The 23080-nt window shown below is 63.5% G+C and carries 13 protein-coding genes; 5 read left to right on the forward strand and 8 right to left on the reverse strand.

What is annotated here, in order from left to right:
* Nucleotides 1–173: 173 nt before the first annotated feature.
* Nucleotides 174–8174 (reverse strand): isopeptide-forming domain-containing fimbrial protein, encoded by an 8001-nt coding sequence (locus tag DDZ17_RS10130; RefSeq protein ID WP_116366468.1) that lies wholly within the window; start codon nucleotides 8172–8174, stop codon nucleotides 174–176.
* Between the two features lie 387 nt (nucleotides 8175–8561).
* Here DDZ17_RS10130 and DDZ17_RS10135 point away from each other — a divergent pair, with 387 nt between their 5' ends.
* The 3 genes from DDZ17_RS10135 to DDZ17_RS10145 all read left to right on the forward strand — a co-directional run bounded on the left by DDZ17_RS10135 (nucleotide 8562) and on the right by DDZ17_RS10145 (nucleotide 11056).
* Complete coding sequence (locus DDZ17_RS10135) at nucleotides 8562–9395, forward strand: response regulator transcription factor (protein ID WP_116366470.1); 834 nt, start codon at nucleotides 8562–8564, stop codon at nucleotides 9393–9395.
* A gap of 126 nt (nucleotides 9396–9521) precedes the next feature.
* The gene (locus tag DDZ17_RS10140; RefSeq protein ID WP_116366472.1) at nucleotides 9522–10004 is read left to right on the forward strand and encodes a nuclear transport factor 2 family protein; all 483 of its coding nucleotides are present in this window, start codon (nucleotides 9522–9524) and stop codon (nucleotides 10002–10004) included.
* Between the two features lie 8 nt (nucleotides 10005–10012).
* Nucleotides 10013–11056 carry a zinc-dependent alcohol dehydrogenase gene (locus tag DDZ17_RS10145; protein ID WP_116366474.1) on the forward strand — a complete coding sequence of 348 codons (1044 nt, stop codon included), beginning with the start codon at nucleotides 10013–10015 and terminating at the stop codon, nucleotides 11054–11056.
* 16 nt (nucleotides 11057–11072) lie between these two features.
* Here the strand turns inward: DDZ17_RS10145 and DDZ17_RS10150 are convergent, their stop codons facing one another.
* The 5 genes from DDZ17_RS10150 to DDZ17_RS10170 form a co-directional block, all read right to left on the reverse strand.
* Entirely contained in the window at nucleotides 11073–13001 is a 1929-nt protein-coding gene (locus tag DDZ17_RS10150) for a pyrroloquinoline quinone-dependent dehydrogenase (RefSeq protein ID WP_170150198.1), read from the reverse strand.
* Between the two features lie 117 nt (nucleotides 13002–13118).
* The gene (locus DDZ17_RS10155; RefSeq protein WP_116366479.1) at nucleotides 13119–13970 is read right to left on the reverse strand and encodes a Coq4 family protein; all 852 of its coding nucleotides are present in this window, start codon (nucleotides 13968–13970) and stop codon (nucleotides 13119–13121) included.
* A gap of 50 nt (nucleotides 13971–14020) precedes the next feature.
* A complete protein-coding gene (locus DDZ17_RS10160; RefSeq protein WP_116366481.1) occupies nucleotides 14021–15289 on the reverse strand; it encodes a dihydrolipoamide acetyltransferase family protein in 1269 nt (422 codons plus the stop codon).
* A gap of 18 nt (nucleotides 15290–15307) precedes the next feature.
* Nucleotides 15308–16312 (reverse strand): alpha-ketoacid dehydrogenase subunit beta, encoded by a 1005-nt coding sequence (locus DDZ17_RS10165; protein WP_170150199.1) that lies wholly within the window; start codon nucleotides 16310–16312, stop codon nucleotides 15308–15310.
* A complete protein-coding gene (locus DDZ17_RS10170; protein ID WP_116366483.1) occupies nucleotides 16305–17282 on the reverse strand; it encodes a thiamine pyrophosphate-dependent dehydrogenase E1 component subunit alpha in 978 nt (325 codons plus the stop codon). Before DDZ17_RS10170 ends, DDZ17_RS10165 begins: the two co-directional genes overlap by 8 nt.
* 235 nt (nucleotides 17283–17517) lie before the next feature.
* Here DDZ17_RS10170 and DDZ17_RS10175 point away from each other — a divergent pair, with 235 nt between their 5' ends.
* Nucleotides 17518–19875 carry a TonB-dependent receptor gene (locus DDZ17_RS10175; protein WP_116366485.1) on the forward strand — a complete coding sequence of 786 codons (2358 nt, stop codon included), beginning with the start codon at nucleotides 17518–17520 and terminating at the stop codon, nucleotides 19873–19875.
* Nucleotides 19876–20047: 172 nt separating this feature from the next.
* Entirely contained in the window at nucleotides 20048–21199 is a 1152-nt protein-coding gene (locus tag DDZ17_RS10180) for a helix-turn-helix transcriptional regulator (RefSeq protein ID WP_157976565.1), read from the forward strand.
* Nucleotides 21200–21230: 31 nt separating this feature from the next.
* Here DDZ17_RS10180 and DDZ17_RS10185 read toward each other — a convergent pair whose 3' ends face one another.
* Together DDZ17_RS10185 and DDZ17_RS10190 are read right to left on the reverse strand one after the other, a co-directional pair.
* A complete protein-coding gene (locus DDZ17_RS10185; RefSeq protein WP_116366489.1) occupies nucleotides 21231–22091 on the reverse strand; it encodes an LLM class F420-dependent oxidoreductase in 861 nt (286 codons plus the stop codon).
* A 91-nt stretch (nucleotides 22092–22182) separates the two neighbouring features.
* Nucleotides 22183–23055 carry a TIGR03619 family F420-dependent LLM class oxidoreductase gene (locus DDZ17_RS10190; protein ID WP_157976566.1) on the reverse strand — a complete coding sequence of 291 codons (873 nt, stop codon included), beginning with the start codon at nucleotides 23053–23055 and terminating at the stop codon, nucleotides 22183–22185.
* Nucleotides 23056–23080: the final 25 nt, after the last annotated feature.

Below are 23080 nucleotides of genomic sequence, written 5' to 3' on the forward strand. Positions count from 1 at the left end.
TCGGCTCTGCAGAGCCACTGAGAACGACGGGCTTTTCTTGCCCTAGCCGAGGTGGGAAGTAGGTGAGAAATAAATGAGAGTGCGCAACCAAGGCTGGCGCCTGACAGACACATCGCCGGCCCCGCGCAGGTGCCGGCGAGGCTCGTCGCAACCCCGCCCCTGCGCGCAGCCCCCTAGCCCACCTTACGCGCAGCCCTCCTCCGCTGACAGGCGGCCGCCAGAGCGATCATCGCCAGCGCGAGCAGGGCCAGCATGCGGGCATCCATTACCGGAATCCCGGCAACGGAGAAGCGCACGGTGTGGGTCGCGATTTCGTCGCCGCTCTTTGGCCCCTCGCCGTTGGTGCCGTCATCCCGGATGCTGACGATATTGCGTATTTCAAGCGACGCTGGGATATCCACCACCTTCACGGCAAAGGGCACGCTTGCGCTCACCCCGACTTCCAGCACGCCCACCTCCAGCACGCACTGGGTGCCCGCCGGTGCGCCGTCGGCGCAGCTCCAGTTTGCGGGGGCGCTGTCGGCGGCGACAAAGACTGTGCCTTCGGGCACGGTTTCGCGCAGTTCTACGCCACTGGCGTGCTGGGTGCCGCGGTTGCTATAGCCAACGTCGTAAACCACCACGTCGCCGCGTTGCGGCACGCGCACGTTGGCGGTTTTGGTGACCAGCAGATCCGGGAAGGCCGCCAATGGTGTGTCGTCGGTGGCGGTCGCCTGCTGCGGGCCGGCCGGGTTGCTGCCGTCGTCGCTGAGCACGGCGGTGTTGGTGGTGTCATGAACGCCCAGTGGCAGGGGCACAATCAGGTGCACGCCGAAGTTGGCCGTACCGCTTTGCTCTGCTGCCAGTTCACCGATGGCCAGGGTGCATTGGGTGCCGGGCCCGGCGCCGTCTGCACAGCTCCAGCCCGGGGTGCTGGCACTGCGGTCGAAGGTTGTGTAGGGCGGGACGGTTTCGGTGAGCACCACGCCTGTTACTGCCTGGTTGCCGTTATTGCCGTAGCGCAGTTCGTAGCTGAACACGAGCCCGGGGAACGCGGTGATGCCGCCATCGTCCTTGTTGAGCCAAAGCCCGGGCATGGCGCTGAGGGGCGTGACATGCCCGGCAGTCGCGGTGGCAGGTTCGCCGGCTGGCTGCTCGAACTCGGCCCCGTCTTCGCTGATGCGCGCGGTGTTCTCTACCTGGCTGACCCCGGCGGGCAAACCCGGCGCAATGTCCACGGCGAAGTAGGCTTCTCCACTTGCCCCGCCACCGAGCCCGCCGCTAACCACCAGCTCGCAGACACTGCCGGCCACGGCGCCGTTGGGGCAGCTCCACCCCGCTGTGCTGCCGCTGGCGTTAAAGCGTGTATACGCCGGCACCACCTCGGTCAGCACAACGCCGGAGGCGTCCTGGTCGCCGGCATTGCTGAAGGTCAGTGCATAGGTCAGCGTTGCGCCCGGCACCGAGGATGCCACGCCATCGTCCTTGGCCAGCCGCAGTATCGGGTCGGCAACAACGCTGACAACGGTGGCATCGCCCTCGGCACTCGTCGCCGGGTCATCAGACAGCCGTTCCAGTGTTTGTGCGCTGTCCACCAGGGCCTGATTGACCAGGCGCTGTGCAATGCCGGTGGCGACACTGCCGTCGGGATAGGGCAGCGGTACCCGCACCTGATATTCCACGGAGAGGCTTGCACCGGCGCCCAGTTCGGAAAGGCGAAGTACAATCTCGGTATCGCCCGCATCGTTGCCGCTTTCAATCACCGCCATGGGATTGGACGCCACCAACGAACCGGGCTGCAGCTGCGCGTGACTCTCTGGCGTGTCGCGCAGCACCAGGTCGGTGAGCGCGCCTTCACCGCTGTTGGTCACGGTGAGGGTGTAGGTAATCAGCTCGCCCGGGATAGCCGAACTGGTAGATGCGGATTTGACGAACTCAAGTCCCGGCAGCAGCAGTGTGTCATCGTCGCTGCTGGTATAGGTTCGCTCGCCCACAACCACCCCGGGGTGGGAGGTCGCCGTTGCCTCGCCGGTATTGGGAATACGATAGACATCGGCCGGGTCGCGCTCTTCGCGCAATACCACCTCAAAAACCAGGCTGAGCGACTCTCCCGGGGCCAACACCTGCTCGGCCGGGGGCGAATCGGGGTTGCCGGTCATGGCGAGGGTCACCACCATCGCACCGTCATCGCTCTCGCTCAGTTCAAAACCGGGCGGCACCTGCGTGGCGACAACCGAACCGGCCACCCACTGCCCCTCGTCCAGGTCGTCCGTCAGGCGAATGTCGTAGGCTGGCGCGTTACCGGTGTTTTCCAATACCAGTTCGATGCTGGCCACCCCATCCACCAGCGCGCCGAAGGACTTGCTGAGACCAAGCACTGGCTCCACCACATCGGCCAGCACGTTCGCATCGGCCCGATGACTGCCACCACCGGCGGCACTGTGCTCAAGCAAGGCGGCGTTCTCCAGTACATTGCCCGCCACGTTCGCCGCCACATCCGGGGCGCGAGCAAACAGGCGATAGACCAGGGTGTCGTTCTCATCCAGCACGCCGTCCGGGTTGTTAGTCACCGGCCCGAAACCGAGGGATAGGGTGTTGCCGGACACGGAAGCGATGGGGCGATTGCTCTCGGTGACCAGGTTGTTGCCCATGAACACCACATCGCCCGCGATGAATTCCAGGGCACCACCGGCATCGTCCTGGAGCACGTCGGTAATCACCAGGTCAGGCGTCATGCCCTCTTCCAGATAGGCGGTAATGCGATACTCCACCACCTCACCGATCGCCAGATCTTCCAGTACAGCGTCGTATTCCGCCAGGCCGGTATCATCCAGTGCCGTGGCATACAGGGCCTTGGCCACATAGGCATCGCTGGAGGTGAACAGCAAGGCGGCCCCCTCGTCACGGCCCGGGCGCGATGGTGGCTGGCCGGCACCGGGATGGGACTCCCAGGTCAGGGATACGGTATTGGGGAACTCTGCATCCACCGAGGCCGTGGGCGCCAGGCTGACATCAAAGGCAATTTCGCAGCGCTGCAGGGACAGCGGCAGGCTGTCCATGCGCAGGGTCACGGTGCCGTTGGTGTTCTCTGCCGGCGCGTTCACCTGCAGGGCCGGACAGTCACTGCTGAGGTTGCCGCCCCACAGCATGTCAGCAACAAGCACGTCCTCGATCACCAGCGAACGGGCTGTGGCGGTGGATGCCGCCCGGTGCTCTACCACCAGGCTGAAGCGGTGGGACTGGCCCACCTCCACTTCCTGAATGTCGCCGCCGGAAGCAGTGTACTTTTCGATATTCAGCAGTGGCTCAACAATCGCCATCCGCGCCCTGGCCAGCAGGGTGACATTGAGGCTATCCAGGCGGGCGAGATTGATCACGTCGTCATCAACGTTCGGCAGGCCGGAATTTTCCGCGTCGTCGATCACCGTGGCCACCACTTCGAACACAATCGTGTCCTCGGCATCCGGGTCGGCGCGACGGTCCGGCTGGTTGACGATGTCACCCAGCTGCCAGCTACAGCTGTCTGTATACGATGGGTCGCTCTGCAAACAGCTTGCGGCATCGCCAATGGCCAGCGGTTCGCTGATCGACAGATCCCCGCCGATGCTCACCACCCTGCTGGAGGTCACCAAGAAGCGCGCGTCGCTGGGTAGCACGTCTGTCACCCTGGCCGCCCGTGTAGTGCCATCGGGCACGGTGAGGGTGATGGCAAAGGTTACCGTTTCACCAATGGTCAGGTCGGTGACCGCTTCACCGGGCGTAAAGGAGGTATCCTCGCTGCTGGTGGCGGTGATGGCCTTTTCCAGGCCCGGGTTGCTGACCACCACATCCCACTGGTCGCTGGTGGTATAGGGCCGGTCATCGGCATCGCCTTCCCCGGGCAGGCTGGTCCAGGCCAGCTCGCCGGTGTTGGGAATGACTGAACCGGTCAGCGCAGGCACGCCAACCTCGGCCTGGAACTCTATCTCGCAATCGGCATCCAGCGGAAAGCGCGCCCAGCCCGCGGAGATCGTGTTGCCGGTTTCGCTCAATGTGTCCGGCGCCACGCTGCAACGGTTTGCCGTGAGCGTACCGGGCACCAGCGTCAGTTCCGGCGGTAGGGCATCTTCCAGCAGCACATCCATGCCATCGGTGCGCGACGCGTTGGCATGCACCACACGCAGGCGATAATTGACGATGTCCCCCGCTTCAACCTCGCTCTGTTCGGCGGTTTTTTCAATGTTCAGCAGGGCCTCGACAACTTCGACACCGTAGGTATCCGAACGATGATTGCGCGTACCACTGGCATCCACGGCATAGCTGACGGTGGCGGTGTTCTGGTCGCGGTCGTTGTTGCGGTTGGCGGCCCTATCCAGCACCTTGGCCACCACCTCTATGCGTATCCGGTCATCTTCGTCGGTGATGCTGTTGATGGCGCGCCCCACGTTGCCATAGTCCAGCTCCACGCTGTCGTTGATGCCGTCACCGTTAGTGTCCACAAAGGCATTGATTACCGGCACCAGTGCATCACCCTGCACGCCCCCTTCCGGGAACACGTCTGCGCCATGGCTGATCTGCCGCGTGCTCACCAGCTCCAGCACGACCTGCGTCGCAGGCATGCGGTCAACCACCCGCAGGGCGTCAACCGGCGATTCCGGCACCGTGAGCACCAGTTCGAAAGTAACCAGTTCGCCAATGGCCAGCGATTCGGTCTCGTTCGGCGTGCCGGGAATGGTATCAGTGTGCGGTTCACTGGAGCCGATCACTGTCTTGGCAATGCCAATGTCGTAGATCTTGAAGGTGTCGCAGCTGTTGGCACGATAATCGTTGATCTCGCCAGCGGCGCCGATGTCACCCGTGCGCTCGACACCCAGCGCGCTGGACGGCGGCATGGGCAAGGGCTGATCACTGGCGGCCAGGCTTTGCCAGTTGACCTGGGCACAGTTATCCAGCGTGGTGCCAGCCGGGGTCAGGTCATTGATGTCGGTGGTGAAGGAGATCTCGCAGCGATCCCCGCGCCGGAACACCGGCCAGCTTCCCGGGGCACTGCGAATGAGATCGGTGGTGGCTTCGATACCCCCGGGGCATTCCCCGGTCAGTAGTACCGAGGATGGCACCAACTGCATCAGGGTTTCGCCGCCGACCACCGGCAGTATGTCCTCGAATGAGAGATCGAAGGCATCGGCGCTGGAGCCCGGCCCGTGTTGAATGACAATAGTCACCTGCGGCGTGGACATATCGTCGCCCTGATCCGGCGTTACCACCTTTTCGATACGCAGGTCTGGCTCGGTGACGATGAGCTGGCCGGCTCGCGCCCTTACCCGCTGCACCCTGCCAAGGGTGTCGCGCCACTGCCAATCCGCGCGGTTGCGAACCCGCTCGCCCTCGGTATTGAGCGCCGCATTGAGCAGGCGCACGCGGTAGCGCACGGTGAGCACCTCCGCCGTGGCGTTGTTGTCATCGGCATTGGTCAGCTCGCCAAAGTCAATCACCAGGCGGCGATCGGCCGCGGTTGCCCCGCCGCCCTGTGATTGGATGCTGGCGGTGGCGATAAAGCTGGAGAAGTCCGTGCCGTGGGCCGCCGTGGACAGCCCTGCGCTGGCATCAATCGACAGCACATCGACAAAAGCCAGCCCGGCGTCCAGGGTATCGACCAGCGCCACGTCGCGCGTGCGCCCCTCGGGAATGCGCACACTGACGGCGTAAGTCACCAGTTCGCCGATTTGCGCCCGGTTCAGCACGCCGGCATAGCCCGGCGTGATCTGCGCGATGGATTTCTGGATGCTGGGGGTATCCACCGTTATCCGCGCGCTGTCACTCTGGGCCGGGAAAGGGCGGGTTCCGGTGGGCGTGCCGGTCCAGGTGACCGACGCGGTGTTGTCGATCTGCTGCTGGGGCTCCACGGTGCCAGCCAGCTCGCATTGAAACTGGACGATGGCGGTGTCGGCGCCGAAGGGCGCGCCGCCCCCGGTTGGCGTATCATCGTTTGCCGGCAGCGGATCAACCAGCGTGATGCCGCCTGGCAGGTCGCCACTGTATGCCAGCGCCTGGCCATCGCCGTTGCGCACAGAATCGGGGGTGGCGGCACAGTTAAGGCCCGCCACCGCAGGGTCGGTAATCAGCACGTTGTAGGCCGGCTGGCCGCCAATGTTCTCCACCGTTACGGCAAAGGTCAGCGTGTCACCGGCGTCAACGCGTTCGACATCGCTGTCGGCCAGCACGCTCCCTACCGGGCCGGTGTAGGGTGGGCTCAACACTGCTGCACTGTTGTCTGCCGCTATCACGCCCTTGGTAAGCACCAGATCGGGCGCGCCAACCCGGATCAGCTCGGCAATCACCTGATCGCTGACCAGCCCCTCGGAGTTTTCATAGGTCGCCTGCATGATGTTGGTGAGGTAGAGGTTGTCGGCATAGGGCGCATCGCTCACCGTCATGGTGACGTCAACCGCCAGCAGGGTGTCTACATCCGCATCAACATCGCCAAACTCGATGATGAGTGAATTGGTGCTGGCATCAACGGTAACCACCGGCGCCACCGGTGGCTGATAAATGCCCGGCTCCGCCGGCACCACAACCGCCGGTGGCGACATGCTCACGCTTAGCACCGGCAGGGGGAAGTTATCGATCATCACCACGTTGTCGGAGTTGCCCGCGGGAATCGACATGGACAGGCGAAAGGTCACTTGCTGGCCCGGGTTCAGCTCGCCGGGGCCGGCGGGCGATGTCAGCACCTTGTTGGCGCTGTTCTCGGGAATGTTGACTGCCGCCGTCGCCCCGTCACTGCCACTGCCGCCCTGGATGAGGTGGTAGCCGAGTTCAGCGTTGTTGGTGAGCGTGTCGCTACTGTTGATGGGGTCGCCATTGGCGTAGGCCGAGGCCACCGTCGCGCGGTACCTCAGCTCCCCGATTGTGCCACCGGTCAGCGGGGCGCCAAGTGCCGCCGCCACATCCCAGCTCAGCAAGGTCTCCCCCGGGCCGGGGCCCGCCGCCTGCACTTCGGTGATGGCGACGGCCGCGCCGTTGATCGTCAAATCGAGTGTATCGACAAAGATCAGGCCATCAGGAAGGATGTCGGTCAGCTCAAAGGCATCCGCTTCGGTCACGTAATTGCTGATTTGAAACGGCAGCGAATAGGTCAGCGTGGTGCCGGGCAAGGGGGCGCCAAGCACGGTTTTCTGCACCACGGCGTGGGCTGCCTGGAGGGTATCGCTTGCCGTGCTGTTGAAGCTTGCCCCGCCGTAGTTGTAGTTCATGCTGAGGTTGTTGGTGATGGGGCGCGCGTCATCGATCTGCTCATCCAGCACATCGGCAATATACACCGGCACTGTTACCTGCAAATCCTCAGTGCCGGCGCTGCCTACCAGCGCGTCACATACCACGCGCACCTCACCACCAGGCCCACCACCCGGCGGGTTGGGCGTGTTGTCCAGGCGGCAACTGCTGCCAGGGGAGGCACTGATGGTGATGGCGCCACCCGTCCACTGCAGTTCTGGCGGCAACAGGTCGCTCAGGCTGACCGCCTGCAACACCACCTGATCAGACACATCCACATGCCATTGATAGTCAAAGGGGAAATCCGGCCCGGGGGTTCTTTCAGCGGCGGGGGTCGAGTTCTGCTTCTCAAGGCGGGCCAGCAGCGGTGTCACCCCAGTGTTGATGGCCTCGGCCGTATCGAGCACCGCACCCGACTCGCCCGTCGCCGTGTCGCCATATTCAAAGCCCGGAATCACCGTGACGGCGAGCGGCGAGCCAATCGCACTGCCCGGGGCAACCTGGCTGCACATGCGCATGGGAAAATCGGCGCTTGCGGGTGCTACATAACCCACCGGGTAGCGCACCAGGTGGGCGGTGGCACCCGGATTCCCGGCCAGGGGTTCGCCGCTTAATGGGTCAGTTATCGGGTCATCGACGCCAAAGGTGCCCAGGGTTTCGACAATCGGTAGCACATCCAGAAAGGCCCACTGGGTGTTGACCAGCCCGGCGTCGAGAACCACCACCAGATACGGGCCGAAACCGGCGGTGGTATCCACGTTGCGGAAGTTGAATTCGGAGCAGACCTGCTCGCCAATTAACACGTCTGCCGGAAGGCCGTCGACGTTCAGCGCAGGGTCCTGCGCCCGTGCCAATGGCCCCGCGATCAGCAGGCTGAATGCCACCAGCCAGAAAAATTGGATCGTATTGCCAGTGCACTTTTGCGATTGACAGAGAAATTTCACGCCGCCCCACCTGTTTCTGCTTTTTTTTGGCACTAAAAACCCCTACCCCTTAAAAAAGGGATAGATCATCAATTAGGGAATTCAGACCATGTGGCTTAAATAGTGCACGAGCGAAACGTTTTTTTAATCACCCGGAAGGTAGCTTTTACTAAAATTTTACAATTAGTATTTACAAACTATTTACAAATACAGCCAATACAGCGCCATTCGCAGCGTATAAGCTGACAAAATCTCACTGTTTAAAATAAAAATCAGGCAAAAATAGAAACCAGAAAGCGGCAATAAAAAGAACCAATGAAAATAAAATAAGTAAAATCTGTAAGGAATGAAGTACCTGTTGAATAAAAACGCGCAACACAAATTTATACCCACTCCCGCCGGCGCTCTATGCTAGCGCCAACAGAAAAGCACTACCCATTTCGCATCGCCATCATAGAAAGTAACGAAGGTAAAGCCGAAAACAATCCAGGCATAATCGAAAGCGACTCAGATACAGCCGAAAGTGGCTCAGATACAGCCGAAAGCGATGTGGAAAAAGCCGAAAGTCATCTGAGTCAAACTGATCGCTTAGCACAATGGCTAACCCCCTTCGGCTACGAAACAATCCCTTTCGATAACCGGGCGTCGTTCCTGCAGAGTGACCACCACCTGACGATTGACGCCATACTGGTTGATTGGGAAGTATCCGACGAAAAAAGTACTGAATTTATCCAGACACTTCGGCAGCAGCTGGGTTTCAGCGGGGCCATTCTTGTTATATCCGACCAGGAAGACGAGTTGGACCTGGTAAAAGCACTGGTGTCCGGCGCGGATGACTATCTGGAAAAGCCATTGAAAAAAGCCGAATTTCTGGCCCGCATCATGGCAACGATGCGCCGAAGGTCAAAACACCCGACTGGATTAATACAACTCGGCCCCATACAAATAGACCCTGAGAACAAAACCGTAAAGGTCAACGGATTGCGTGTTGAACTGACCTCTACTGAATTCCTGCTCATCGAATGCTTTGGAAGACACGCCGGTGCACTGCTTTCTCGCCAGTACCTGCTCGGTGAGGTTTGGAATATCTTTAACTGCATTTCCACCCGCACGGTGGATATCTACATCGGCAGGCTGAGAAAAAAGCTGGACCTTGGCCCCGCCACGGGCTACGTCATCCGCTCTGTGTACCGCAATGGGTATCGCCTGGAGCGTATTGAAGAGGGCGATTCAAAAGAATAATTACCGGCGTTTCCTCACCCATTCACATGAATCCCCCCGGCCCCGGGTGCACTACCCTGTGCCCACCTACCCGCCACCGTGCCCGCTGTGCGCCGCCAAGGTTGCCCGGGCGAAAGGAGAACGGATATGCCAGGCAGTGACAGTGCAGACCATACACTCAGAAGCCACAATGCCGACCTGTTCAGAACGATGCTGGCGTACCTGGGCCAGCGCGACTATGCCAACTGCGCGCGCTATCTGGCGCAGGATGTTTACGCCGACTGGCCCTATCGGCCGATGCCGACGATTCCGGACAGGGTCACCGGCCGGGATAATCTGATTGGCTATTTTCGCGGCGAGGTGGACGGCTCGGACAATGAGGGGCTGGATGAATTTACGCCCCTGGACTATGAGATAGAAACCCTGCACGAACTGCTGGACCCCAATGTGCTGATTGCCGAGTATGCCTCCCACGCCCGGCACATTCCCTCGGGCAAGCCCTACAACAACCGCTATGTGGGCATTGTCCGGTTTAAAGACGACGAGATTGTCTACTGGCGGGAGTACGTGAACCCGGCGGTGATCTACGAAATTTACGACCTGCTGAAACTACCCACTGACACGCAATGAGGTGACCTGTGCGCTCTGCCAATTTTATTGACCCCGGCCAGATCGAGATGCGCGACGACGCATCGGCACCCACCCCGGCAGCGGGCGAGGTGATTGTGGCCGTCCAGAGCTGCGGCATTTGCGGCTCGGACCTGCATATGTACCGCAACAACAGCTCCCGCGATGTACTGGTGCGCGCCACCCCCGAAGGCTATGAGATTCCCGGTCACGAATTCGCCGGTTGCATATCGGCCATTGGCGACGGGGTGAGCGGCTGGGCGGTGGGTGACCGGGTGGTGGGCGTGACCGGCCAGGGCGGCGGCATGGCGGATTTTGTCGCGGTGCCAGACAACCCCTTCCAGCTGGTGGCCATGCCCGACGGGGTGAGTTTTCAGGAGGCCGCCACCACCGAGCCGCTGGCCGATGGCCTGCAGATGGTGCGCAAGGCTGCGGCCGAGCCGGGCGAGAATGTGCTGGTGTTCGGGGTGGGCATTATCGGCCTGGGTGTGATTCAGGCCTATCGGGCAGCCGGCGCCGAGCTTGGCGCGCTGATCGCCGTAGACGTGCACGATGCCCGCCTGGAAAAGGCCCTGGCGGTGGGCGCCACCCATGCGGTCAATGCGCGCGATGGCGACCTTGTGGCGCAGATCCAGGCCATTACCGGGGTGGAGAACGACTGGCGCGGAACCTCCGCCAACATCCAGGTGGTGATCGACTGCGCCGGCTACATCAAGCACATGCCCGGCCCGCCCCCGCTGGAGACCGCCCTGCAGCTGGTGGCCTGCGAGAACGGCCGGATTGTGTGCTTTGGCGCCTACGAGGACAAAATGCTGATCGACATGATGCCGCTGATCAGGAAGCAGCCGGTCATCATGGGGTCCAATGGCTATGCCGCCGAAGACCTCACCCACGCCCTGCAGTTGATGCGCGATGGCAGCGTTGACCGGCTGGGGCTGATTTCCCACTCCTTCCCCCTGGAGCAGATAGACGCCGCCTTTGCCACCCAGGCCACACCGCAGGCGGTGAAGGTGATGATCGACATTCGCTGCGCTGTTGATCGGCCGCGCCGGTGATGTCTGGGCCGGCGGCCTATTCCGCCGCCGGCAGGCGGAAGGCCACAATGGCATCGCCCAGGTCGGTGCCCAGGTAGGCGTGGCCGCCGGCCGCAATCACCACGTACTGGCGCCCATCGCGCTGGCCGCGAAAGGTCATCGGCGTGGCCTGCCCGCCCGCTGGCAGGCGATGCTGCCACAGGGCCTTGCCGGATGCGGTGGCAAAGGCCCTGATGTAGTTGTCGGTGGTGGCGCCGATGAAGGTAAGCCCGCCCCCGGTGACCAGCGCGCCGCCCTGGTTTGGCACGCCCAATTCCCGCCAGAAGGGAAAGGGGGCAACGTCGCGGGTGGTGCCCAGTGGCCGGTCCCACACGGTATCGCCACTGGCCAGGTCGACGGCCCGCAGCCCACCCCAGGGCGGTGCGGTGCAGGGCGCGCCCAGGGGTGACAAGAACAGGGTCAGATCGAAGGCGTAGGGCGAGTCCGCCATGGGGTACACCGGCACCTGCCCCGCGGCGATTTGCGCATCGGCCTGCGCCCTCGGGATCAGGGTTACCACGCTGGCCACGCGGGTGTAGTTGGCAATCAATAGTTTGCGCTGCGGGTCTATGGCCACGCTGCCCCAGTTGGCGGCGCCGGTATGGGCCGGGTAGAGGATGGTGCCCTGCTCCCCCGGCGGCGTGAACAAGCCCTCGGAACGGTGGCGGCGGAAGGTGTCCAGGCACTTGCCCCGATCCCAGGGGGTAAAGCCCCAGATATCCGCTTCCGACAGATGGGTATCAAGCAGGGGCTCGGGTTTGCGCGGCACCGGTTGTGTTGGCGACACGCGCATGCCGGGCACGTCGCTGCCGGGCACGGGCCGCTCGTCAATGGGGAAGATCGGCTCCCCCGTCAGCCGGTTGAGGATGAAGACAAACCCCTGCTTGGTGGCCTGCGCCACGGCGGGCACCGGGCCATGCTGTCCCGGACCATCGTTGCCGGGACTTGCTTTACCGGGATAGTCAAACAACACCGGCTGGGCCGGCACATCGTAGTCCCAGATGTCGTGATGCACCGTTTGAAAATGCCAGCGGACCTGCCCGGTCTTTGCATCCAGCGCCACCAGGGAACTGGCGTAGTAATCCAGGCCCTTGCGCAGGCCGCTGTAATAGTCTGGCGCCGCATTGCCGGTGGGCACAAACACCAGCTGGTTGCGGGTATCGACAGAAAACACGCTCCAGGCATTGGGGGTGCCGCGCTGCCAGCGGGCGGGGCCGCCCTGGCGCTGCCAGCCCGGCGGCACCGGGTCCCAGGCCCAGCGCAGTTCGCCGCTGTGGACATCAAAGGCCCGAATCACCCCGGGCGGCGCATCCAGGGTCTGGTTGTCTTCCACCAGGGCACCCACAACGGCAATGTCGCCAATGATGGCCGGCGGCGACATCACCTTGTAGTGCCCGGGCGTCACCGCCCTCAGGCCGCGGCGCAGATCCACCTTGCCGCCCTGCCCGAACCCCGGGCACAGCTGCCCGCTGTGGGCATCCAGCGCCAGCAGGTAGGCATCCACCGTGCCCATCAGAATACGCTCGCGGCAGGTGGCGCCCGCCGGCAATGACGGCGATAAGTGGTAGCTCACGCCCCGGCAGGCCATGACGTAGTGGCCCGCCTCTGCGCTCTGGTGGCGATACACCCAGCGCTCGCGACCGGTCTGCGCGTCCAGCGCCACCACATGGTTGCGCGGGGTGCAGGCATACAGCACGTCATCAACCACCAGCGGGGTGGCCTCAAAGGCGGGCAACTTCATGGATTGCAGGCCGGCGCCCTCGATCAGGTCGCCCGTGTGATACTCCCAGGCCACCTCCAGCGTCCCGACATTGTCCGGGGTGATTTGCGCCAGGGGCGAAAAGCGCTGGCCGCCCTCGTCACCGCCGTAGTGGGGCCAGTTGCCGGTGGCCACGCTGGCCGCTGTGGCCTGCGGCGCTTGCCTCACCGTTGTTGCGGTCGTTGCGGCTGCCGCTGCTGTAGTGGGTATTGCAGCCAACGCCAAGGCGGCAGCAACTGCACCAAGCCCGCCCAGGGCCGTTTTACAGCGGGCGCCGGCAACCATTCACCCGGCCCCGTCGGCCGGCGCGGCGCCTTCGTCACGCATGACCTGCCACGCCCAGTCCCAGGCGCCCTCCGCCGGCGCCTCGGTAATGCCCAGCTGCTGTCGAATCTCCGGAATGCTCAGGTCCCAGTAGTCTTCCCAGCGCTCGTAAAACAGCGGGCGCGGCAGTGCCCGGGCCATGCGCCGGGCCAGGTCCATCGCCTCCCAGAACAGCCCCAGGGTGGCAGGATAATGCAGCGTCGCCCGCATCCAGCCGCTGGCCACTTGCAGGGTGGTCTGCATGGACAGCTCGGCGGCAAGGTGGGGGCTGAAGTGATCGTAATAGTTGGTGCTGTTCAGCATGATCAGCGCGTACTCCCCCAGGGGCGACACATCAAAGCCGGTGATCATGTGCTGGATGTCATGGCTCTGGATAAAGCGCTTCAGCCAGTACTGGTGATCATTCTCGGGCGCGCCCTTGAACATAAAGTCGATATCCAGCCCGCTGTCCACCACAAAGCGGTACACACGCTCGCCGAGCGTGCCCGGCTGGTGCGCCCGCAGTCGCTCGGCGCTGAAGTCGGAAACAAAGCCCGCATCCAGCCAGCGGGCAAACACCGGGTTGCTGGCGCGCTCCTGCTGGAACAGGGCAAGGGTCTTAGCGGTATCACTCACCTCGGCAAAGGCCGCCCCCATCTCCGGAATGAAGTAGGCCGGCGGCAGGTCGTTGCCCACCTTGCGCAGCATTTCCTGGGCCACCACATGGCGCAGGGCCGCGCTGTTTAGGTACTTGGAGGAGCTGACCAGCACGCTGCTGCGGGTGGTGAGTGGCTGGATACCGCCCTTCAGGTACGCACTTTCTTCGCTGTTCATGGTTGCCTTGCCTCTCAAGATTGCCCTGTCTGTGAAGCGCCAGTGAACCGTCAGTCCAGCAGCCAGTCCGGGTCGGCCAACCTCTCCGACAAGGTGTTCAGGAAGCGGATGGCATGGCCGCCGTCCAGCGCCCGGTGGTCGAAGGTCAGGGACGGGCGCAGCACGGTGCGCACGGCCACCCGGCAATTGCCGTCGTCGTCGATCTCCGCCACCGGCACCTGGCGGGTGGCGGGCAGGCCCAGCAGGGCCACCTGCGGCGGGTTGAGGATGGCCTCGGCGCGCAGCACGGGGCCCAGGGCACCCGGGTTGGATAGGGTAAAGGTGCCACCCTCCAGTTCCTCGCGGTCCAGGCTGCCCCCCAGCGCCCGGGCCGTTAGCCCCTTGATGGCGGTGTTGAGTTCATTCACGTCGAGCCGCTGTGCATCCTTGACCACCGGCACTACCAGGCCGTCGGGGGTGTCCACCGCAATGCCCAGGTTAACGGTTTGCCACAGGTAGCGTTCCTTTTCGCCGTAGGTGGCGTTCAGCTCGGGGTGGTCCGCCAGGGCCTTGCACACCGCCGCGGCGATGCAGCTGAACAGGGAGATGCCCGCCTCGCCCCTGGCCACCTGGGTGCGGCTCAGTTCATGGCGCACCTCAATCAGGTGTTCAATGGCAATCTCCATGTCGGCGGTGAGCTGGGGCACCTCCCGCGCCACCGCACTCAGGCGCCGGGCAATGGTTTGCCGGCGCAGGCTGTTGGCCACGGTTTTGCACGGCACAGCCTCGTAACCGGCGGGCAGGGGCGATTTGGCATCGGCCGCCGCAACACGCGCGAGAATATCCTCCTTGGTGACCCGCCCCGCCGGGCCGCTGCCCGCTACCTCTGTCAGGTTAATACCGTGTTCCGCTGCCAGCTTGCGCACCAGCGGCGAGTGTCGCGCGCCGCCAGCTGCACCCGCCGCGGTGTTCGCCGGGGTTGCAGCGCTGTTGTCTGCGGTACTGCCTGCGCTGGGGCTAGCATCAGGGATTGCATCAGCGTCTGCACCGACAGCATTCAGGGCCTGCAGCGCGGCCTGCAGGGCCTCGCCGGGCACTTCGCCATCGGCGAACAGGCCCACCACGTCGCCCACCTTGAAGTCCTCGTCTTCCTCGGCAAGCTGCTTCAGCAGATAGCCGTCGCAGTCGGCATCCACCTCGGTGAGGGTTTTGTCGGTCTCCACCTCGTAGAGGGTCTGCCCCGCTGTGAAGTAGGCGTTCTCGGCAACATGCCAGGCCACCAGGCGGGCGTTTTCCACCGAGCCCATGTGGGGAATTCGAAGTTGTTTGACGTCACTCATCCGACTGCTCTCGCTACCTTAACCAAGACACAGCTGCCGCCCGGCAGCCACGATTTCCGCCACCGAGGGAATGCACAGGGCTTCAAGCGCGCCATGCTGGGGCAGCGGCACATCCTTGCCGGCCACCCGCAACACCGGTGACTCCAGGTCGAAGAAGGCCTGCTCCTGAATGTGGGCGGCAATTTCGGCGCCGGGCCCGGCGGTTTTCATCGCCTCGTGCACGACCATCGCGCGGTTGGTGCGCCGCACCGAATCCAGAATCAGCGGCCAGTCGATGGGCACCAGGCTGCGCAGGTCGATGACCTCCAGGTCGATGCCCTCCCCCGCCAGTTGCCCCGCCGCCTGCAGCGACGGCTCCACCATCGAGCCGTAGGTGAGCAGCGTGGCGCTGCTCCCCGGGCGACGCACGCAGGCCTTGCCGATGGGCACAAAATGGTCGCTGCCGGTGGGCACATCGCCGCGCTGGAAGCTCAGGGTATTCACACTGTGAAACAGCACCGGGTTGGGCTCGCGCAGCGCGGCGCACATCAGGCCCTTGGCATCGGCGGCAGTGGAGGGCACCACTACCTTCAGGCCGGGAAAGTGCATGCCGAGCACCTCGGTACAACTGGAATGTTCCGGGCCGGCGCCGTTCATGGTGCCAATGGGGAAGATAATGACGGCGGTCATCGGCACGTTCAGCCCGTGCATGTAACGCCACTTGGCCAGCTTGTGGAAAATCTCGTCGCCGGCTATCAGGGCAAAGTCACCAAAGCCCATGTTGATCACCGGCTTCATGCCCGCGATGGCGGCGCCAGCCGCCAGCCCTGCCTCAAAGGCCTCGGAGATATTGCTGTCGATGACGCGATCGGTGCCGAACTCATCGGCCAGCCCCTTCTCGGCGCCAAACCAGCCGCCCGTGGCTACCCCCTGGCCGAGCACGAAAATGCTGTCGTCTTCGCGCATGGCCTCCACCAGGGCCTGGCCCATGGCGGCGTTGTAGGTGATGGATTGGGTATCAGCCATAGTTTGGGTATCAGCCATAGTAGAGATCCTTGAAAATAGTGTCTGGCGCAGGGTCGTCTTCGGCCATGGCGGCCTGATAGGCCGAGGCCACCTCGGCCTCGGCCTGCGCCCACAGGGCGCTGGCCTCATCCTCATCCAGCCGGGCCGCCAGCAGCGCCAGGGGGTCGCGATAGGCATCCAGGTAATCCGGTGCGCGGTAGTGCTGGGGGTCACCGGCGTAGTGGCCGTGCTTGCGAAACACCTTGGCCTCGATGAGGGTTGGCCCCTCACCCGCCCTGGCCCGCTCGATGGCTTCGGCGGTGGCGGTGTACACCGCCTGCGCGTCCTGGCCGTCCACCACCACACCGGGAATGTGGTAGCCGGCGGCGTAGTCGGCAATGTTCTCGGTGGGGCTCACCTGCTTGAGTGGGGTGCCCACCAGCCACTCGTTGTTTTCGCAGAAGTAAATCAGCGGCAGCTTCCAGGCGGCGGCGTGTACCAGGGTTTCGTGAAAGGTGCCGCGGGCGGCGGTGCCATCGCCAAAGTTAGCCAGCGCCACCTGGTCGGTGCCGCGCTGCTTGGCGGCCAGGGCCGCGCCAGCGGCCAGCGGGTATACGCTGCCCAGCGTTGCCCCCTCGCCCATCACGCCAATGGCGTAGTCCACCCAGTGGGGCACACCGCCGCCCTTGCCCCCGGTGGAGCCGGAAGGCTTGCCCAGCAGGTCGCCCAGTATCGGGCCCGGCGCCATGCCCTTGCCAATGGCCCAGGAACAGCCCCGCCCCTGGTAGAACAGGTAGTCGTCACGGCGCATGGCGGCGCTGGCGCCGATGCCGGCGGCCTCCTGCCCTTCGCCGGGGTGCCACCAGCCGCTGAAGCGGTTGTTGCGAACGTGCTGGGCCATGCACTGTTCAATGGCGCGGGTGAGCGCCATGCGCTGGTACATCCGCTTGAGCAGGTCCGAATCCGGCGCCGGCCCGCCGGGGTTTTTGCCAGGGTGCTGATCGTTCATGGCTGTCCTTTTTATGTTGCGGTGGTGGTGCGCTGGCGGTGCGTAACCAGGCACTGTGCAGCACAGCCTATGCCCCACCCGCAAGCCCCGCCTCATTCGATGAAATGAATTCCCCGGCAGCCGGCGCCGCCTGTCGAATGTTCACCCGATCGAATGAGCTGTTGTTGTACCCCGCCGCTATGATGGCCTGCGAGTTAGAACATTGGCCTTATAACGATTACTCAGGAGTCAATTCATGCTGCGGATATCCCAGCCCTGCCTCACCTTTGTTCCCACGCCTGCCCACGCGCTTGCCCTCGCCATGGCCCCGCTGCTTGCCACAGCGCCGCTGCCCGCGGCCAGCCAGGACAGCCGGGCCTCGGCCCTGGAAGAGGTGGTGGTAACCGCGCGCCGGGTGGAAGAGAGCCTGCAGGAAGTGCCGGTGGCGGTCACGGCGCTGACCAAGAACACCCTGGAAGCGCTGCGCATCGACAGCTTTCTGACCGTGGGGCAGACCGTGCCCAACGTGTACATCCAGAAACAGGGCGGCAGCCCCACCGCGCCGCAGATGAACATACGCGGGGTGTCCAACGGCTCGCTGAACATGCAGGTGGACTCCGGCATCGGGCTGTATGTGGATGGCGTGTACGTGGGGCGCCCGGGCGCCTCGGCCTTTGACATGGCCGACCTGGAGCGGGTGGAAGTGATGCGCGGCCCCCAGGGCACGCTGTTCGGGCGCAACTCCACTGGTGGCGCCATCAACCTGATTACCGCCAAGCCCACTGGCGACGCTGACTTTGGCCTGGACTTTACCGCCGGCAATTTCAACCACCGGGAATACCGCGCGCGCATTGACACCGCGCAGTGGAAGGGCTTTTCGGCCCGGCTGGTAGCCGGCCATGTGGAATACCAGGGCGACGTGGACAACCTGTCACGCCCGCGCAGCTACACCTTCGACGCGCCCTTTGGCACCTACACCAGCAACCGCCGGGGTGGCGACAGCGACACCGACAATGCCTATGTGGCCATCAACTACGCGGGCATAGAGCGCCTGACGGTGGACTACAAGTTCGACTACAGCAACTGGAAGGGCAGCATGAACTACCGGCAGATGGGGAGCTTCGGCCCCTGCGTCGACTTCGACGCCACGCCGGGCCAGTGCATTATCGGCAACGGCCTGGTGGATCCGGTGCGCCCCTTCAGCCTGAGCTTCGACTACCTCGATGAACTGGCCGCGCCACTGGAATCCGGCGCCGAGCAAATTACCCGGGGGCACTCACTCACCGCTGAGTTCGAGATCAGCGACAGCCTGGCCATCCGCTATATCGGCGGCTACCGCGAATACCAGCTGGACAGTGGGATGAACCAGGTGTGGGGAGCCAGCGAATATGTGGATACGGCGGGCATCATCGGCGGCGTACCGGGAGGCCTTTACGCCCCGCTGCTGGCGTTGCGCAAGGAAGATCAGGACCAGTTCTCCAATGAGTTGCAGCTGATCGGCAACAGCGAGCATATCGAGTGGATTATCGGCGCCTTCCAGTTCGAGGAGGAGGGCGCGCTTAACAACCCGATATTCCTCTCCCAAACCTTCTCCGACGGGCAGTACATTCCCATCAGCGTTGCGGCCTTCCACTACTTTGTTGGCCAGAACGTCGAGGTTACCAACGAATCGCTGGCCGCCTACGCCCACCTGACCTGGCACCTGGGCAACTTCGACCTGAGCGGCGGCATCCGCTACACCGAGGACGACCGCGAGGAGTACATCATCGCTGCGGGCCTGTACGGCGCGGTGCTGCCTGGCAACCAGTCCTTCGACTACAGCGACGACCACCTGGACTACGACGCCTCGCTGACCTACAACTTCACCGACAGCGCCAACGTCTACGCCAAATACGCCACTGGCTATGTGTCCGGTGGCACCCTCGGGGGCAACGCCTTCGACCAGGACGAAATGACCCTGTATGAACTGGGCATGAAGTCCGACTTCTTCGATCAAACCCTGCGTTTCAACGCCGCCGTGTTCCGCCAGGAACGCACCGACGTGCAGATAGAGGGCTTTACCAGCATCGGTTATTTCATGGGCCGCGGCGAGGAGATCAACGCCGATGGCGTCGAGCTGGAAGCCACCTGGATTCCCGTCACCGGACTGTCGCTGAACGCCTCCTGGGGTTATACGGATGTGGACAGCTCCGGCGATCTGCGCACCTACCAGCCGGAAAACACCGCCTATTTTGGCGCCCAGTACGACTTCCCGGATCTCGCCAACGGCATCCAGACCACGGTGCGCGTGGACTGGAGCTGGCGCGACGAAGTGCATCGCCTGGCCTGTATCGCAGGGCAGGACCAGGTGCCCGCCACCGATATCTGCGCCGGCACGCCGGACTATGCCCTGGATGAGGCGGCAACCATTGGCGAGGTGGACATGGTCAGCGCCAACCTGGTGTTTGCCAATATTCCGCTGGGCCGTGACACCCGCCTGAAGGCCACCCTGTGGGGCCGCAACCTGCTGGATGAAGACGAAATCGAATTCAACTTCACCCTGGGCGGGCCAACCATTGCCAACACCTTCGTGCGCCCGCGCACCTATGGGGTGGATGTGGCCGTTGATTTCTGAACCGTGACTGCACGTCGGTCCATTCACGGGCGGGATTCCGCCCGTTTTTTTATGTGTTCACAACCAACATGGCCCCGCCACCGGCGGCTGTTTCCGAACAGGCATTGGCGTATACTGAAGCGCGGCCCTGGCTGGTCGACCCATGAGCCTCCACCGCAAGAGGTACATAATAATGAGACTGGGCACTACCCTTAAAAAGTATGACGAGCTGCTGCAGCTCGCCTATGACGGTTCCAGCGGCCCGGAGCCCTGGAAGGCCTTCGTCGAGTGCTTCCGCGACGTACTGGAAGCACGGGACGCCTCCATCGTGATCCAGCAGGTTCCCGGCGACAATGCCCTGCCGCGGGAAAATCGCTACCTGCTGGTAACTTCCGACACCTCGCCCCACCTCACGCGGGAATACCTCGACTCGGTGATGGAAGCCAACATCGTCATGGCCCTGCCCCAGCCCCAACCGACGACGATTCGCGACATCCTGCCAGATGAGCTGTTCCTTGGCTCGCGGCTGTACCAGGACTTTCTCGAACCGGTGGATATCAAGCACCTGATGGGCATGGATATCTATCGCTCCGATTCGCTGTGCATCAAGCTGTCGGTGGAGCGCAGTGGCAGCCAGGAGGCCTTCTCGGAGGACGACAAGGCCATCTTTCGCATGATCGCCCCCCACCTGCAACGGGCGCTGCGCTTTCGCTCGGAAGTGGACGGTGGCCTGCAGCTGCAAACCTTTTACGAGCACATTCTCGACAAAATGGAAGTGGGCGTGCTGCTGCTGGATGAGCAGGGCAAAGTCATATCCAGCAACGGCTCGGCGCGGGCATTGCTGAAGCAGGGCAGCTGCCTGAAAATCGCCAATGGCCGGCTGGTGACTGTCGAACCTTCGGATTGCGGGCGCCTGCGGGACGCCTTCAACCTCGCCGCCTCGGCCAGCAAAACCCAATGTCGGGCCCAGCCGGGCGTGTGTATCGGCCTGCGCAATGGCGACGATGGCAGCGTGATCGAAGCAGTGGTAAAACCCTACCTCGGCGAGGAATTTGCCACCCGGGGCAACCGGCCCAGCGTGGCGGTGTTTTTACATGCCAACCAGCCCAGCGGCGCTCCGGTGGACAGCGAAATCCTGACCGATGTGTACGGCTTTACCCGCAAGGAAGCGGCCGTTGCCGCCCTGATCGGCGCAGGCCACAGCCTGAACCAGGTGGCCGACGACCTCTCGGTCAGCGTCAACACGGTCAAAACCCACCTGCGCGGCATCTACGAAAAAACCGGCTTTCACCGCCAATCGCAGGTGGTGGCACTGCTCAGCAACAGTTCGGTGAAGCTGCTGTAGCCGCCGGGGCGGCGGGCCGCATTGCCTCACCCTAGAACTGTGAGGCAATGATGGCGCCGATCTCATCAATCATAGGGAACAGGTGCTCGGCCTGCCCCCACTTGTCGATCTCAACCCCCACCACCACGCGCTCGATGCCTAAGTCGCGGTAGCGCAGCAGGTCGTCCCGGCTGGGGCGCTGCATGCACTGAAGGGTGATGGGCGCATCCTCCAGGGTACGGCCGAAGTCGGCCAGCAAGGCGCGGTAGCCGGCAACGCTTTCGGCCACGTCGGGCAGTGCGATGTCCACCGGCAGCCAGCCGTCCGCCCACTGGGCACTGTGGCGCACGCCCAGCGCGCCCATGGCGCCAAACAGTATTGGCGGCCCGCCGGCCTGGGCCGGCTTGGGGTAGCTCCACACCGGCTCGAACTGTATGTACTCGCCGGTAAAGCCGGCGGCTTCCTGTGTCCACAGTTGTCGCAGGGCGGCGACGGTTTCACGCATCACGCCGTAGCGCTTGCCCCAGGGCGCCAGGTTGACGTTCTCGAACTCCTCCCGGTTCCAGCCCACGCCGGTGCCAATCAACACCCGGCCGCCCGACAGGGTATCCAGGGTGGCGATGGACTTGGCCAGGGAAAATACATCCCGCTCCATTAACAGGGCGATACCGGTGGCAAGGCGCAGCTCGGAGGTGACAGCGGCGGCCGACATCAGCGAAACGTAGGGGTCGCGCATGTGCTTGTAGGGCTCCGGCATCTCGCCCCCGGCGGGGTAGGCCGATTGCCGGCTGACGGGAATGTGGCTGTGCTCGCCCATCCACAGCGATTCAAACCCGCGCGCTTCAAGGGCCACCGCCAGTTCTGCCGGCAGGGGGTCGAAGTGCGTATTCATGGAGCTGAAACCGATTTTCATGCCGCGGTATCCTCAAGCTGGGTGAAGGTTTTTTGTGAAGAGCTATCTACGACGGCGCTACCTATGAAGGGGCTTGGGCGATACTGCGCAGCTAGCACTGGCTGATGACTTCATCGGCAAAGCGCTTGATGCTGTCTATCGCCACCGCCAGCGGCGGCGTCATCGGGTGGCCATGCAGCACCCAGGGCATGGTGGTGGCCACCGACACGCCCATTGCCGCCATGGCGCGGTAACCAGCGCTGTCGTAGGCATCGGTGCAGCCAAAGGCCATGATGCGGTAATCGTCCCGCCCGGCGGTGCCCGCCTGTTCGCGCTGGGCATTGAGCTTGCCGATCAAACCTTCCAGTTCCGCCAGCGAGTGCAAATCGGCAATCCAGCCGTCGTTGTGCGCCGCCCGGCGCAGCGCCGGGGCGGAAAAGCCGCCCACGTAAATGGGAATCTGGCGCCGTGGTGGTGGCACCTGCCGCATGGCATCCAGTTGGTAGTGCTCACCCTGGAAGCTCACCTGCTCGCCGCTCCACAGCAGGCGCAGAATCTCGATCATTTCATCCGCCCGCTTGCCCCGCGCCGCAAAGGGCTGGCCCGCGGCGGCAAACTCCTCCGGCATCCAGCCCATGCCAATCCCCAGGCCCACGCGCTCGTTGGAAAACAGGTCCGCCGTGGCCAGTATCTTGGCCACCTGCACCGGGTTGCGGGTTGGCAGTACAAAAACGTTGGTATAGAACGCGATGCGACGGGTCTGGGCCGCCATCGCGGTAATGGCAACCCAGGGGTCCGGGAAGGGGTCGAACTCGCCAAAGCGCGGCACACCGTCGTCGGTGTAGGGGTACGGCACCGAAAAGGCCCCCGGGTAAATCAGGTGGTCCGCAAGAGACACCGCGCCAAAGCCGTTTTCTTCGGCGGCCTGGGCCAGCGGCAGATAGTTCTCAAGGGGATGAAAAGCAATAGACAGGCCGAATTCCATGGTGGCGCACTCCCGTACAGTCGTT

It is taken from the genome of Parahaliea mediterranea, assembly GCF_003402235.1.
Lineage (GTDB): Bacteria > Pseudomonadota > Gammaproteobacteria > Pseudomonadales > Halieaceae > Parahaliea > Parahaliea mediterranea.